The sequence below is a fragment of the Stenotrophomonas sp. AR029 genome (assembly GCF_047520695.2).
In the GTDB taxonomy this organism is placed as follows: Bacteria; Pseudomonadota; Gammaproteobacteria; order Xanthomonadales; family Xanthomonadaceae; genus Stenotrophomonas; species Stenotrophomonas sepilia.
In genome coordinates, this window is sequence record NZ_JAXBQQ020000001.1 from 1,316,827 (window position 1) to 1,331,362 (window position 14,536).

Genomic DNA, 14,536 nt, shown 5'->3' on the forward strand with positions numbered 1-14,536 from the left:
ATGGATCAGCCCAGCTTCGCCAGGACCGCGTCGGTTGCCGCGGCGGTGCTGACGGCCTGGCCCTTGGCCGCAAGGTCGGCGGTGAACACGCCGTCATCCAGCACCGCATGCACGGCGGCTTCCACCGCGGCCGCTTCGGCTTCCAGCCCCAGCGAATGGCGCAGCAGCATCGCGGCGCTGAAGATTGTTGCGTACGGATTGGCGATGCCCTTGCCGGCGATGTCCGGGGCCGAACCGTGGATGGGCTCGTAAATGCCCACCGCACCGGGCTCGCCCAGCGAGGCCGACGGCAGCAGGCCCAGCGAACCGGCCAGCATCGAGGCCTCATCGGTGAGGATGTCGCCGAACATGTTCTCGGTGACGATCACGTCGTACTCGCGTGGCTTGGCCAGCAGGTGCATGGCCATCGAGTCGACCAACTGGTGCTCCAGCGCCACGTCCGGGAACTCCTCGCGGCCGATGCGTGCGGCCACGTCGCGCCACAGGCGCGAGGTTTCCAGCACATTGGCCTTGTCCACCGAAGTGACCTTGCCGCGACGCTGCTGGGCCAGGCGGAAGGCGCTGCGCAGCACGCGCTCGATTTCGGCCACGGTGTAGCGGCACAGGTCGCTGGCGCTGTCGGCGTCGCGGGTCTTGTCGCCGAAGTAGATGCCGCCGGTCAGTTCACGCACCACCACGAAGTCCACGCCCTGCAGCAGCTCTGCCTTGATCGGCGAGGCGTGCAGCGCGGCCTCGTGGGTACGCACCGGGCGCAGGTTGGCATACAGGCCCAGCGCCTTGCGGATCGCCAGCAGGCCCTGTTCCGGGCGCACCTTGGCGTTCGGGTCGGACCACTTCGGGCCGCCGACCGCGCCCAGCAGCACCGCATTGGCGGCCTGGCAGGCGGCCAGCGTCGACGCCGGTAGCGGTTCACCGTGGCGGTCGATGGCGATGCCACCGATGTCGTGCTCGCTGAAGGTGAAGGTGTGATTGAAGCGTCCGGCGACCGCCTTCAGGACGGCAACTGCCGCGGCGGCCACTTCCGGGCCGATGCCATCACCGGGCAGGACAACAATTTCAGCGTGCATGCTCACTCTCGTAACGTTCGATTTCAGGGACACGGCCCAACAGATACCCCAACTGGTCGACGCCTTCCAGCAGGCAGGTCTGCGAGAAGCCATCCAGCGGGAAGGAATAGACCTGGCCATCGGGGGTGCGCAGTTCGCGCGCAGCCACGTCGATGGTCAGCGCATCGTCCGGGCGCTGCATCAGCGCCTGTACGTCGGCCTCGTCCAGCACGATCGGCAGCAGGCCGTTCTTCAGCGCGTTGCCGCGGAAGATATCAGCGATCTCGCTGCTGACGATGGCACGCAGGCCCAGGTCGGTCAGCGCCCATGGCGCGTGTTCGCGCGACGAGCCGCAGCCGAAGTTGCGGCCCGCCAGCAGGATGCTGCGGCCGGCGTTGTGCGGCTGGTTGAAGGCGAAGTCGGCCACCGGCGAACCATCAGCTTGCCAGCGCCAGTCGTTGAACGCGTTGCGACCCAGCCCGGCACGCTCGGTGGTGGACAGGAACCGCGCCGGGATGATCTGGTCGGTGTCGATGTTGGTCTGGCGCAGCACCACGCTGGCCGAGGTCAGGGTACGGAAACCGGCCATCACGCCACCTCCTGTGCGAACAGTTCGCGGGTGTCGGCAACGTGCCCGTTCACCGCGGCCCACGCCGCGCTCATCGGCGAGGCCAGCAGCGTGCGCGAACCGGGCCCCTGCCGGCCTTCAAAATTGCGGTTGCTGGTACTCACGGCCAGCTGGCCGGGGGCGACCAGATCGCCGTTCATCGCGATGCACATCGAGCAGCCCGGCTCGCGCCATTCGGCACCGGCCGCGCGCACGATCTCATGGATGCCCTCGGCCTCGGCCTCGCGCTTGACGATCTCCGAGCCCGGTACCACCAGCATGCGTACGCGCTCGGCAACACGACGGCCGCGCAGCACTTGTGCGACTTCGCGCATGTCGCTCAGGCGGCCGTTGGTGCACGAACCAACGAACACTACGTCCACCGGTGTGCCCGCCAGCGCCTTGCCGGCCTGGAAGTGCATGTAGTCCAGGCCCTTCTGTGCGGCGGCATCGTTGGCGGCGGGAATCGGCGCATCCACGGCGATCGCGGTACCCGGATGCGTACCCCAGGTCAGGGTCGGGCGGATGTCGGCGGCGTCGATGTGCACTTCGCTGTCGAAGCGCGCGCCGTCATCGCTGCGCAGCTGTTGCCAGCGCGCCACGGCAGCGTCGAAGTCGGCGCCCTTGGGGCCGCGCGGCGTAGCGGCGACGAAGTCGAAGGTGACCTGGTCGGGCGCGACCATGCCGGCGCGTGCACCGGCCTCGATCGACATGTTGCACAGGGTCATGCGCTGTTCCATGTCCATCGCTTCGATGGTGCTGCCACGGAACTCGATCACGTGGCCGGTGCCGCCGTTGACGCCGATCACGCCGATGATGTGCAGGACCACATCCTTGGCGCCGACGCCGGGTGCCAGCGCACCGTCAACGGTGATCGCGAAGGTCTTGGCCTTGCGCTGCAGCAGGCACTGCGTGGCCAGCACGTGGCCGACCTCGCTGGTGCCGATGCCGAAGGCCAGCGAGCCGAATGCACCGTGGGTGGAGGTGTGGCTGTCGCCGCAGACGATGGTCATGCCCGGCTGGGTGAAGCCCTGTTCCGGCGCAATGACATGGACGATGCCGCGGTTGTCCGAGGCCATGTCGAACAGTTCGATGCCGTGCTCGGCGCAGTTTCGCGCCAGGGTGGCGACCTGTGCCTCGGAAGCGGCGCTGGCGTAGGGCAACGTGCCGTCCGCCGCAGCCGGCAGGGTCGGCGTGGAATGGTCCATCGTCGCCTTGGTGCGGTCCGGCCGGCGCGGCGACAGGCCGCGCTCGCGCAGTTCAGTGAACGCCTGCGGCGAGGTGACCTCATGGATCAGGTGCAGGTCGATGTACAGCACGGCGGGTGCGCTGTCGGATTCGGGAACCACCACGTGGGCGTCCCACAGTTTGTCGTACAGGGTGCGGGGTGCGGAAGTCATGCGTATGCCTGGCAGAAGTACGAGATAGCGAACATCAGTAAAGAAAGCGGAACGGTCAAGTCAGCGACGGCGGGCGAGCACACGCAGGCGCACGTAGTCGGCCAGCGCCTGGCCGGCGGCATTGCGTGGCAGGTCGGCCAGCAACGCGGTGGCAGCCTCGCGCACGGTGGCGCGGGCCTCGGCGGGCAGGTCATCCAGCAGCGGCGCGGCGAATACCCGCAGCCAGCCGGCCACGCCGGTCGGCAGTGGGGTCGGGCGCGGCGTGCATTCGATCAGTTGCACCTGGAAGCCATGCTGGCGCAGGCGGTCGGCATAGGCATCGGCGGTCGGGAAGTACCACTGGAAGGTGCTGGCGCCATGGCCGTGGGCCACGCGTGCGGCCTGTACCGCCGCGACGATCGTGGCCACGTTGCCATGGCCGCCGAACTCGGCGACGAAGCGGCCACCGGGGCGCAGCGCGCGACGCACGCCTTCCAGCACGCGGTCCGGGTTGCCCATCCAATGCAATGCGGCATTGCTGAAGACCGCATCGAACTCGCTGTCGAACGACAGCGCGTGGCCGTCCATCACCTGCGCGTCGACGCCACGTGCACGGGCGGCGATCACCAGTTCCGGCGACGCGTCCACGCCGTGGATGCACGCGCCGCTCAGGGCCAGCTCGGTGCTGAGCACGCCATCGCCACAGCCCAGGTCGAGGATGCGCTCACCGGCGCGCGGATCGAGCAGGCGCGCGACCGCGCCACCGAGCAACGGTACGAAGCCGGCATCGATCGCATAGTCCTGGGCGTTCCACTGCTGGCCAGCGGCTGCGCTAGGAGTGTCGAAGGCGCTCATCTCGGGTTCCTCAGGCGGTGGCAGGGGCGGGAACGTCGGTGCTGCTGTGGGCGGTGGCCTGGCGCTGGCGCAGCAGGCGGTTGGCCACATCCAGCCAGGCCAGCGCGGAGGCTTCGATGATGTCCTTGCTGGTGCCGGTGCCGTCGTACTCCACGCCGTCGTGGCGCACGCTCAGATTGGCTTCACCGCGCGCATCGGCGCCGATGCCGACGCTGTGCACCTGGTAGCTGTCCAGCATCAGCTGCACGCCGGTGGCAGCCGACAGCGCGCCGAACAGCGCATCGACCGGGCCGTCGCCCTGCGCGGTCTCGGCCACGCGGTTGCCGTCCGGGTCGGACAGTTCGACCAGTGCATTGGCGCGGCTGCCGACGTCGCTGATGGTCATCGACGCCAGGCGATAGCCCTGCGCGTTGGAGCCGCCCTGCATCAAGGTTTGCAGGTCGGCATCGGTGACCACGCGCTGCTGTTCGCACAGGCCCTTGAACTGCTCGAACACCAGCTTCAGTTCGTCTTCGTCCAGCCAGAAGCCCAGTGCACGCAGGCGTGCTTCGACGGCGGCGCGGCCACTGTGGCGACCCAGCACCATCTGCGAATCTTCCCAGCCCACGTCTTCCGGGCGCATGATTTCGTAGGTGCCGCGATGGCGCAGCATGCCGTGCTGGTGGATACCCGATTCGTGGGCGAAGGCATTGGCACCGACGATGGCCTTGTTGCGCTGTACCGGCATGCCGACCAGGCGCTGCAGCAGCTGCGAGGTGCCGACGATGCGCGGGGTGTTGATCGAACTGTCCTGTTCGTAGAAGGCCTGGCGCACCTTCAGCACCATCGCGATCTCTTCCAGCGAACAGTTGCCGGCGCGCTCGCCGATGCCGTTGACGGTGCACTCGACCTGGCGTGCACCGCCTTCGATGGCGGCCAGCGAGTTGGCCACCGCCAGGCCCAGGTCATTGTGGCAGTGCGCGCTGAAGATCACATTGGCGGCATTCGGCACGTCGGCGACGCCGGCGATGACCTGCTGGAACATCGCGCGGATCTCTTCCGGCGTGGTGAAGCCGACGGTGTCGGGCAGGTTGATGGTGGTGGCGCCGGCGGCAATGGCCACGCGCGAGACTTCGATCAGGTAGTCCAGCTCGGTACGGGTGGCATCCTCGGCCGAGAACTCGACATCGTCGATGTAGGAGCGAGCCAGCGAGACGTGCTTGCGTACCGATTCCAGTACCTGCTCGCGGGTCATCCGCAGCTTGTGCTCGCGGTGCAGCGGGCTGGTGGACAGGAACACGTGCAGGCGCGGGTTGGCTGCGGCCTCCAGGGCACGTGCCGAGGTCTCGATGTCGGCCTGCAGGCAGCGCGACAGCACGGCCAGGCTCAGGCTCGGGCGGCGCAGTTCGCGGCCGATCAGCGCCATCGCCTCGCGGTCGGACTGCGAGCTGGCCGGGAAGCCGGTCTCGATGATGTCCACGCCCAGTTCGTCCAGCGCACGCGCCATCACCAGCTTCTGCGGCGGGCTCATGCTGCAGCCGGGGGACTGCTCGCCGTCACGCAGGGTGGTGTCGAAGATGCGGATGCGCGGGGTGGTAATTCGTTCGATGGTGGTCACAGGGAAATCTCCTCGACAGCGGGTGCGGCGGCTTGCAGGGGGGAAGGGGAAGAGGTGGGGGACGCGAGGGCGCTGGCCTTGCCGGGCGAGCGCGGGGTTTCACTACGCCGTCGCCGTGGTTTGCGCGGCGGGCGCGGCCGGATGTCGGTGAGCAGGCCGGCCAGGACACCCGCATCGATATTCCCGCCGGACACCACCGCGCACTTGCGGCGGCCAGCGACACGGCGGCCTGCTGCCAGCGCCAGCGCACCGGCGCCCTCGGCGATGATGTGTTCTTCCAGTGCCAGCCGGACCAGGGTTTCACGCAGTTCGGCTTCGCGCACGATCACTACGTCGTCCAGCAGCGAGGTGCACAGGCGTCGGGTCAGGAAACCGGGAATCTTCACCCGCACGCCGTCGGCCAGCGAGGCGACGGGGGCGATCTCGCGTACGTCGCCGCGGATGGCGCGCGCCATTGAGTCAACGCCTTCCACCTGGGCACCGATCACGCGCACGCCCTGTGATTTCAGCGCCAGTGCAACGCCGGAGGCCAGGCCACCGCCGCCGATCGGCACGATCACCACGTCCGGTGCGTGCGCGGCCAGCTCGATGCCGACCGTACCCTGGCCGGCAATCACATCGGCGTCGTCGAACGCGGAAAGGAAGCGGTAGCCGTGGCGTTGTGCCAGTTCAACCGCGAAGGCGTAGGCCTCGTCATAGCTGGTGCCATGCTGGCGCACGGTGGCGCCCCAGTGAGCGACGCCGGCGATCTTGGTGGCCGGCGCGCCATGTGGCATCACGGTGATGGCCGGAACGTCCAGGCGGTAGGCCGCCCACGCCACGCCCTGGGCATGGTTGCCGGCCGAGGCGCAAATCACCGGCCGGGTATCGCCGCGCTCGCGGCCGGCCAGCAGCGCGTTCAACGCGCCGCGCACTTTGTAGGACCCGGTGCGCTGCAGGTTCTCCAGCTTCAGCCAGGTGCCGAAGCGCTCGGCATGGTGCAGCGGGGTAGGCGGCAGGAAGCGGCGCAGCCGGGCCTGCGCCGCCAGTACGTCGGCGACGCTTACGTCGCCGACATCGCTTTCCTGGCTGGCATCAGCGGCCGGCATGGGCCACCAGCGGGGTGCAGGCGACCGCCGCATGCGGGCACGGGCGGCGAAGAAGACGCCTCCGTACCGGCACCGTGGTCACTACGGTACGGGTGTTCATACGGATGCTCCTTCCACGGCGGTGACCTGCACGGACACGCAGTCGTAGATCTTCTCGATCTGCCGGCACAGCGTTTCCGCCGGGCGCTGGCCATCCACCACCAGTTGCAGGTGCCAGCGGCCATCGTCGGCGGCCACCGGCGCACCGCTGATCGCACGCGGCGCGAAGCCACGGCGCTCGGCCATGCCGATCACGCGCAACAGCGCGCCTTCGGCCGGGTGCAGCACCAGGTCAAGCCGGTAGTGCATTGGGGATCTCCTGGCGGGCATGGGCGGGGTTGCTTTCCAGCATCGTGCTGTTGGCGGTGTTCGGTGGCACCAGCGGCCATACGTTGGCGCGTGCATCGATGGCCACGTGCAGCAGTGCCGGGCCGGGTTCGGCCAGCAGCGCGGCCAGGCCACCCTCGACGTCATCCCGCGCGTCGATGCGGGTGGCGGAAATGCCGAACACCTGCGCCAGCGCCACGAAGTCCGGGTTGTCGGACAGGTCGATCTCGCTGTAGCGCTCGGCGAAGAACAGCTCCTGCCACTGCCGCACCATGCCCAGCGAACTGTTGTCCAGCAGCACGATCTTCACCGGCAGGCGGCAACGCGCGATGGTCGCCAGCTCCTGCACGTTCATCATGAAGCTGCCGTCGCCGGACACCAGCACCACGGTGCGATCGGGGCAGGCGAACTGCGCACCCATCGCGGCCGGCAGGCCGAAGCCCATGGTCCCCAGCGCGCCACTGGTCAGGTGGTTGCGCGGGTGGTTGAAGCGGCAGTGCTGCGCCACCCACATCTGGTGCTGGCCAACGTCGCAGGCGATCACCGCATCGGCCGGGGCCAGCTCGCTCAGGCGCTTCAGCAGCGCCGGGGCGTAGATGTGCTGGCCCGGTGCGTCGTAGCGCGCTGCGAAACGATCGCGATGCTGTGCACAGCGCTTGCGCCATGCGTCCTGGTTGGCCTTGGGGGAGGGGAAGGCCGCACGCAGGGCGCGGATGGCATGGCTGACATTGCCAGGCACAGCGACATCGGCGCTGCGCAGCTTGGAGATCTCATATGCGTCCGCATCGATGTGAACGACGCGGGCGAACGGTGCGAACTCCGCCAGCTTGCCGGTGGCACGGTCGTCGAAGCGTGCGCCCAGCACCAGCAGCAGGTCGCTTTCCTGCACCGCCATGTTGGCCGCGCGGGTCCCGTGCATGCCCAGCATGCCCAGCGACTGCGGATGGCTGGCTGGCAGTGCGCCCAGGCCGCGCAGCGTCATCACGGTGGGGATGGCACTGGCCTCGACGAAATCGCGCAGGTCCTGCACCGCATCACCCAGCGCGATGCCACCGCCGGCGTAGACCACCGGCTTCTCGGCCGCGGCCAGCGCGGCAATGGCTTCGGCAATGGCGGCCTCGGCCGGCGCCGGCGGTGGTTCGACGCTGCTGGGCGCATGGGCCGGCAGATGGCTGGCGTCGGCCAGCTGCACGTCCTTGGGCAGGTCGATCAGCACCGGGCCAGGGCGACCTTCGCGGGCGATCCGGAACGCATCGGCCACCACGCGCGGCAGGTCATCGACGCTGCGCACCAGCCAGCTGTGCTTGACGATCGGCATCGTCAGGCCGAACACATCCAGTTCCTGGAAGGCGTCGGTGCCCAGCAGCGGCGTGCCGACCTGGCCGGTGATGCAGACCATCGGTACCGAGTCCAGCATCGCATCGGCGATGCCGGTGACCAAGTTCGACGCGCCCGGCCCGGAGGTGGCCACGCAGACGCCCACCTGGTTGCTGGCGCGGGCGAAACCATTGGCGGCCAGGGCGGCACCCTGCTCGTGGCGCACCAGGATGTGCTTCAGCGACGAGTCCACCAGCGCGTCGTAGAACGGCATGATGGTGCCACCGGGATAGCCGAACAGCGTGCGGACGCCTTCGGCCTCCAGCGCCTGGGTCAGCCAGCGCGCGCCGTTGGGCGGCGCGCTGCGGTGTGTGGAAGAGTTCATGGGGGAACCTTGCAAAGCGGGTGGGGGAGGGCCGCGCGGTTACGCGGCCTGTCCTTGCAACCAGACCATCTTGGCGCGCAGTTCCTTGCCCACCTTTTCGATCGGGTGCTCCAGGTCGGCCTGCTTGAACCTGTTGTAGTTCGGCAGGCCCGCTTCGTACTCGGCCACCCAGTTCTTGGTGAAGGTGCCGTCCTGGATGTCCTTCAGTACTTCCTTCATGCGTGCCTTGGTGCCGGCGTCGATCACGCGCGGGCCGCTGACGTAGTCGCCGTACTGCGCGGTCTCGGAGATGAATTCCAGCATGCGCGAGATGCCGCCTTCGTAGAACAGGTCGACGATCAGCTTCAGCTCGTGCAGTACTTCGTAGTAGGCGATCTCCGGCTGGTAGCCAGCTTCCACCAGGGTCTCGAAACCGGCCTGCACCAGCGCCGACGCACCACCACACAGCACCGCCTGCTCGCCGAACAGATCGGTCTCGGTCTCTTCCTTGAAGGTGGTCTGGATCAGGTTGGCGCGGGCACCGCCGAGGCCGGCCGCATAGGCCTGGGCATGCTGCGCGGCCTTGCCGCTGACGTCCTGGTAGACCGCCCAGATGCACGGCACGCCACGGCCGATCTCGTACTCACGGCGCACCAGCGCACCCGGGCCCTTCGGCGCGACCAGCACCACGTCCAGATCGGCGCGCGGCTCGATCATGCCGTAGTGCACGTTCAGTCCGTGGGCGAACAGCAGGCACGCCCCCTGCTTCATGTTCGGCGCCAGCACATCGTTGTAGAGCTTCTTCTGCACCATGTCGGGGGTCAGCACGGCGACCAGATCGGCGTCCTTCACCGCATCGGCGGGCGCGACCACGGTGAATCCATCGGCCTGGGCCTTGGCTTCGGTCGGACCGCCCGGACGCAGGCCTACCACCACGTCGAAGCCGGATTCGCGCAGGTTCAGTGCGTGGGCGCGGCCCTGGCTGCCGTAGCCGATGACGGCGATCTTGGTCTGGGGCAGGTCGTTGGTGCTCATGGGGGAGGTTCCTTGCGGTGGGAAGAAAAAAGAACGGCCGGTCGTCGAGGTGACGTGCCGGCCGGTCAGGGGAAAGCGGTGGAGGGGGCGCCGCGCATCGCACAGGCACAGCCACCACGAGGCGTGGTGCTGCAGGTCCGGGTTGTGCGATGAGCGTTGGTCATGGTGGTTGCGTCTGAAACCAGGTTCTGAAATGAAAAAACCCGCACCGGGGCGGGTGCGGGTTTTTGAAGAGTTCCGGTGTGTCTGTTGCTTACACGCTGGCTCGTCCCGCACCTGTGGGTTGGGTAATAAGTACGAGCACAAGAATCGAACGCAGCGAGGCGGCGCCGATGGCGGCGGCTTCGATGTGGGTTCGCGGTGGCGTGTTGTGATGCAACATGCGATCGAGAGAAACACAGGCGTTTTGGCGGTGTCAACCCTCACGACAGTTTTTTTATCGGTTTCCAGTGAGTCCAGCGAAATCGCTTGCGCCGCAAGGATGGTTGCCACTGAAAGTGTTTCAGTGAACCCGAATTCACTCCTTTCAACACGCTTTTTGCGCGGATTCCGGGTCGCTGTTCGCCATGCTGGGGCGGACCCTGGTCGGCACCCACCGAAAGGCCATCGCCCATGACCTCTGCCCGATACCGCATGAAGGCCGCAGCGGCGAAGATCGCGGAACCACCTTCCACCGGAACCCGACCGTGTCCCGACGCCTTGCCCGCTCCCTGCTCGCCGCCGCCGTGCTGGCTGCCGTGCCTGCACTGTCCATCGCCGCCGACCGCATCACCGGCCACGCCTTCGCCACCCGTTCGGAGGTGATCGCCCCGCATGCGATGGCGGCTACCTCGCAGCCGCTGGCCACCCAGATCGCGCTGGACGTGATGAAGGGCGGCGGCTCGGCGGTCGACGCGGCGATCGCGGCCAATGCCGCGCTCGGCTTGATGGAGCCGACCGGCAACGGCATCGGTGGCGACCTGTTCGCCATCGTCTGGGACCCAAAGACGCAGAAGCTCTACGGCTACAACGGCTCGGGCCGCTCGCCGAAGTCGCTCACCCTGGCCGAGTTCCAGCGTCGTGGCCTGAAGGACATCCCGGCCACCGGCCCGTTGCCGGTGTCGGTGCCCGGTGCGGTCGACGGCTGGTTCGCCCTGCACGACCGTTTCGGTCGCAAGCCGATGGCCGATAACCTGGCGCCGGCCATCCGCTACGCCCGCGAGGGCCACCCGGTGGCCGAGGTGATCGCCTACTACTGGGACCGTTCGGTGCCCAAGCTGTCGCAGTACCCGGGCTTCAAGGAGCAGTTCACGATCAACGGCCACGCCCCGCGCAAGGGCGAGATGTGGAAGAACCCGAACCTGGCCAGCACCCTGCAGAAGATCGCCGACGGCGGGCGCGACGCCTTCTACAAGGGCGAGATCGCGCGCACCATCGGTGACTACTTCAAGGCCAACGGTGGCTACCTGAGCTACCAGGACATGGCCGACCACCACGGTGAATGGGTCGAGCCGGTCAGCAGCAACTACCGTGGCTACGATGTCTGGGAGCTGCCACCCAACAGCCAGGGCATCGCTGCGCTTCAGATCCTCAACGTGCTGGAAGGCTACGATTTCTCGAAGATCCCGTTCGGCTCACCCGAGCATGTGCACCTGTTCGTTGAGGCGAAGAAGCTGGCCTTCGCCGACCGTGCGCGCTTCTACGCCGACATGGCATTCCAGCCGGCGCCGGTGCAGAAGCTGATCTCCAAGGAGTACGCCGCGCAGCGCCGCGCGCTGATCTCGATGGACAAGGCCTTGAAGGAAGTGCAGCCGGGCACACCGAAGCAGCTGGAGGAAGGCGACACGATCTACATGACGGTGGCCGACGCCGACGGCATGATGGTCTCGTTGATCCAGTCCAATTACCGCGGCATGGGCAGCGGCATGGCGCCGCCGGGGTTGGGCTTCATCCTGCAGGACCGCGGCGAGATGTTCGTGCTGCAGAAGAACCATCCCAACGGATACGCACCGGGCAAGCGCCCCTTCCAGACGATCATTCCGGCGTTCATCACCAAGGGGGGCAAGCCGTATGCCAGCTTCGGCGTGATGGGCGGCGCGATGCAACCGCAGGGCCATGCGCAGATCGTGATGAACCTGGTGGACTTCGGTATGAACCTGCAGGAAGCCGGTGATGCGCCGCGCATCCAGCACGAAGGCTCGACTGAACCGACGGGTCAGGCCACGGCGATGACCGACGGTGGTGAAGTGAATCTGGAAACCGGCTTCCCGTACGAGACCGTGCGCGCGCTGATGCGCAAGGGGCATCGCATCGTGTTCGCCGACGGTCCGTACGGCGGGTACCAGGCGATCATGCGCGATCCCGAGACCGGGGTGTACTACGGGGCTTCGGAGAGCCGCAAGGACGGGCAGGCGGCGGGGTACTGAGGTTTCCCGGCCACCGGGCTGAGCCCCCTCGCGGCTGAGCGCTGGAGCAGGTCCATGCGCTGGGGCGTGCGGGTGGGAGTGTCGGGGGACGCCGTAAATACGTCCTTGTAGGCTTAGCCGCGCCATCCATGGCGCGGATACCCCCGCCACTCCCACCCGCACGCCCCCCGAAAATTTCCGTGCGCGTCAGCCACGGAAGAGAAGGAAGAAGATCAAGAGCAAAGGCAACAGCGACAGCCGCGCGCTGTGGGTTGGGGTCGGATCCGTTTTCCGAAGGAAAACGGATCCGACCCCTTCTTGTTTTCCGATACACCTGATCCACGCATGGCGTGGATCTACTGCCGTCACTGGGAGATCGTCGGAGGCGGGGAGGGGGCAGATGGCGGGACCGTCCACGGCATGGATGCCGTGGTCGAGCCTACAGGGACGTACTTGCGGCGTGTCCCGCCATCTGCCCCCTCCCCGCCAAGCAAGCAGAAGCCCAGAGCCGCCTTGGCTTCTGCACTTGCACTTGCACTTGCTTGAAAAAGCGGTACAGCCGCAGGCTGCAAAACACCCTCAATCCTGATCGTGCGCGCGTGCGGCCTCGGCCTGCGTCTCCTCCTGCGCCGCCATCTCGCGTGCAATCCACGCATCGATCATGTGCCGCTGGCGCTGCGCCTGCCGCCGCTCCCGGGTGTATTCCTGGTCCAGCACCCGGTACAGGGACACCATCACAAGAAGCATCAGCAGCGCGAACGGCAGCGCAGCGATGGTGATCATGCCCTGCAGCGCCTCCAGTCCCCCTGCCAACAGCAAGGAACCCGCCACGAGCGCAATGCCGACACCCCACGCCACTTTGTGCTTGCGCAATGGCTCGCCCGCGTCGTCCGTGGACATGCTGGCCAGCACAAGTACCGCAGAATCAGCCGAGGTCACGAAGAAGATCATCAGTAGCACCAGCGCAATGCACGACAGCAGCAACGGCAGCGGCATGCTGTCGAACATGGTGAACAGCACCGTTTCATAGCCGTTGCCCAGTGCCTGCAGCAGGTCGGCCTGGCCGAAGATCTGCATCCAGATCGCGGTGCCACCGAACACCGAGAACCAGAAGAAGCCCAGCAGCGTCGGTGCCAGCACCACGCCGATCACGAACTCGCGCACGCTGCGCCCGCGCGAGATGCGCGCGATGAACGAACCCACGAACGGTGCCCAGGAGATCCACCAAGCCCAGTAGAAGATCGTCCAGTCCGCGACCCAGGTGCTGGACGAGAACGGTGACATGCGCAGGCTCATCGTCACCAGCTGATTGAGATAGGAGCCCAACGTCGTCGTGAAGGTGTTGAAGATCGCGCCAGTCGGGCCGAGTACCAGCACCAGCGCGAGCAGCAGTGCAGCCAATGCAAGGTTGAAGTTGGACAGCCATTTCATGCCGCGGCCGACGCCGCTGAGCGTGGACGCCATGTACAGTACGAAAGCCACTGCGATGATGGTCAGCTGCAGCGGCACGCCCGCCTGCACGCCGAACACGCGTTCCACGCCGGCCGCGATCTGTATCGTGCCGAAGCCCAGTGCTGTAGCCACGCCAACCGCGGTGGCGACGACCGCGGAGATGTTGACCATATGCCCGATCCAGCCACGATGGTGACGGCCGATGATCGGTTGCAACATATCGCTGATCTGGCCACGGCCGTTGCGGTTGAACTGGAACCAGGCCATTGCCAGGCCGATCAGCGCATAGATGGCCCACGGGTGCAGGCCCCAATGGAAGAACACATAGCGCATGGCAGCACGCGCGGCGTCCATGCTCTCTGGCGCCAATCCTTCGGGCGGCTTGCTGAAATGCGAGATCGGCTCGGCTGCGCCCCAGAAAACCAGGCCGATGCCCATGCCGGCGGCGAACAGCATCGACATCCAGCTGGCCCGCGAGAACTCCGGCTCGGCGTCTTCGCCGCCGATGCGCAGGTTGCCGAAGCGACCGAAGGCCAGGTACATCAGGAACACCAGGGCCAGGAACACCACCAGCAGGTACAGCCAGCCGATACCGCGGATGAGTTCGCCGAGGATGCTCTGCACCACGGTATTGAAGGGGCCGGGTGCAATACCGGCAAGCAGCACCAGCATCAGAACCAGTGCGATGGAAACACGAAACACCATGAAGGAGCTTCTCCGATCAAGGGATTGAGGGGAGCGAGCAGAGCTTGCAGCGAAGGGCCGGCGGCATGCGGCGCGAACCGGGCAGGGGCCGCGTCGGCGGCGAAGGAAGCATCGGTCGCGGGAGCGCGACGGACGTGCACGTTACTGAACGCGACGTCATGGTTCTGTTAACGAATAGCGATTGGGGTCAGATCCGGAGGCGGGCGGTCTATGCTCTAATGCACACCAAGAAGCGGGGGTACCGGGCCATGTGGCCACGGTTGAGACAGTCCCTTGGAACCTGATCCGGCTCATACCGGCGTAGGGAAGCTTTGCAATGCAGCCGTGCCCGGACTCCGCCC

General features: G+C 67.1%; 11 protein-coding genes and 1 riboswitch. Of the genes, 1 reads left to right on the top strand and 10 read right to left on the bottom strand.

Annotation, left to right across the window (positions count from 1 at the left end; genetic code table 11):
- Positions 1–5 precede the first annotated feature (5 nt).
- From leuB to ilvC, 9 genes are all read right to left on the bottom strand, one after another.
- Complete coding sequence (gene leuB, locus ACM0PB_RS06135) at positions 6–1,067, bottom strand: 3-isopropylmalate dehydrogenase (protein ID WP_053499071.1); 1,062 nt, start codon at positions 1,065–1,067, stop codon at positions 6–8.
- Positions 1,057–1,635, bottom strand: coding sequence for a 3-isopropylmalate dehydratase small subunit (gene leuD / locus ACM0PB_RS06140; protein WP_005419117.1), 579 nt, complete (start codon positions 1,633–1,635; stop codon positions 1,057–1,059). The genes leuB and leuD overlap by 11 nt, the downstream gene beginning before the upstream one ends.
- Positions 1,635–3,053, bottom strand: a complete 1,419-nt coding sequence (gene leuC / locus ACM0PB_RS06145; RefSeq protein WP_065178343.1) for a 3-isopropylmalate dehydratase large subunit — start codon at positions 3,051–3,053, stop codon at positions 1,635–1,637. The genes leuD and leuC overlap by 1 nt, the downstream gene beginning before the upstream one ends.
- Before the next feature lie 60 nt (positions 3,054–3,113).
- Entirely contained in the window at positions 3,114–3,887 is a 774-nt protein-coding gene (locus tag ACM0PB_RS06150) for a class I SAM-dependent methyltransferase (protein ID WP_065178344.1), read from the bottom strand.
- 10 nt (positions 3,888–3,897) lie between these two features.
- Positions 3,898–5,484: a 2-isopropylmalate synthase gene (locus ACM0PB_RS06155; protein ID WP_065178345.1), complete on the bottom strand. Its 1,587-nt coding sequence runs from the start codon at positions 5,482–5,484 to the stop codon at positions 3,898–3,900.
- Entirely contained in the window at positions 5,481–6,572 is a 1,092-nt protein-coding gene (locus ACM0PB_RS06160; RefSeq protein WP_053499063.1) for a threonine dehydratase, read from the bottom strand. The genes ACM0PB_RS06155 and ACM0PB_RS06160 overlap by 4 nt, the downstream gene beginning before the upstream one ends.
- Before the next feature lie 96 nt (positions 6,573–6,668).
- A complete protein-coding gene (locus ACM0PB_RS06165; protein ID WP_005419108.1) occupies positions 6,669–6,920 on the bottom strand; it encodes an ACT domain-containing protein in 252 nt (83 codons plus the stop codon).
- Positions 6,904–8,640 carry an acetolactate synthase 2 catalytic subunit gene (ilvG, locus tag ACM0PB_RS06170; protein WP_414604897.1) on the bottom strand — a complete coding sequence of 579 codons (1,737 nt, stop codon included), beginning with the start codon at positions 8,638–8,640 and terminating at the stop codon, positions 6,904–6,906. The genes ACM0PB_RS06165 and ilvG overlap by 17 nt, the downstream gene beginning before the upstream one ends.
- Positions 8,641–8,679: 39 nt before the next feature.
- A complete protein-coding gene (gene ilvC, locus ACM0PB_RS06175) occupies positions 8,680–9,654 on the bottom strand; it encodes a ketol-acid reductoisomerase (protein ID WP_053499062.1) in 975 nt (324 codons plus the stop codon).
- Positions 9,655–10,340: 686 nt separating this feature from the next.
- Between ilvC and ggt the strand changes: the two genes are divergently transcribed.
- Entirely contained in the window at positions 10,341–12,059 is a 1,719-nt protein-coding gene (gene ggt, locus ACM0PB_RS06180) for a gamma-glutamyltransferase (protein ID WP_065178369.1), read from the top strand.
- Between the two features lie 558 nt (positions 12,060–12,617).
- Here the strand turns inward: ggt and ACM0PB_RS06185 are convergent.
- Complete coding sequence (locus tag ACM0PB_RS06185) at positions 12,618–14,195, bottom strand: BCCT family transporter (RefSeq protein ID WP_065178347.1); 1,578 nt, start codon at positions 14,193–14,195, stop codon at positions 12,618–12,620.
- 224 nt (positions 14,196–14,419) lie between these two features.
- A riboswitch (TPP riboswitch) is annotated at positions 14,420–14,520 on the top strand.
- The last annotated feature ends 16 nt before the right edge of the window (positions 14,521–14,536 follow it).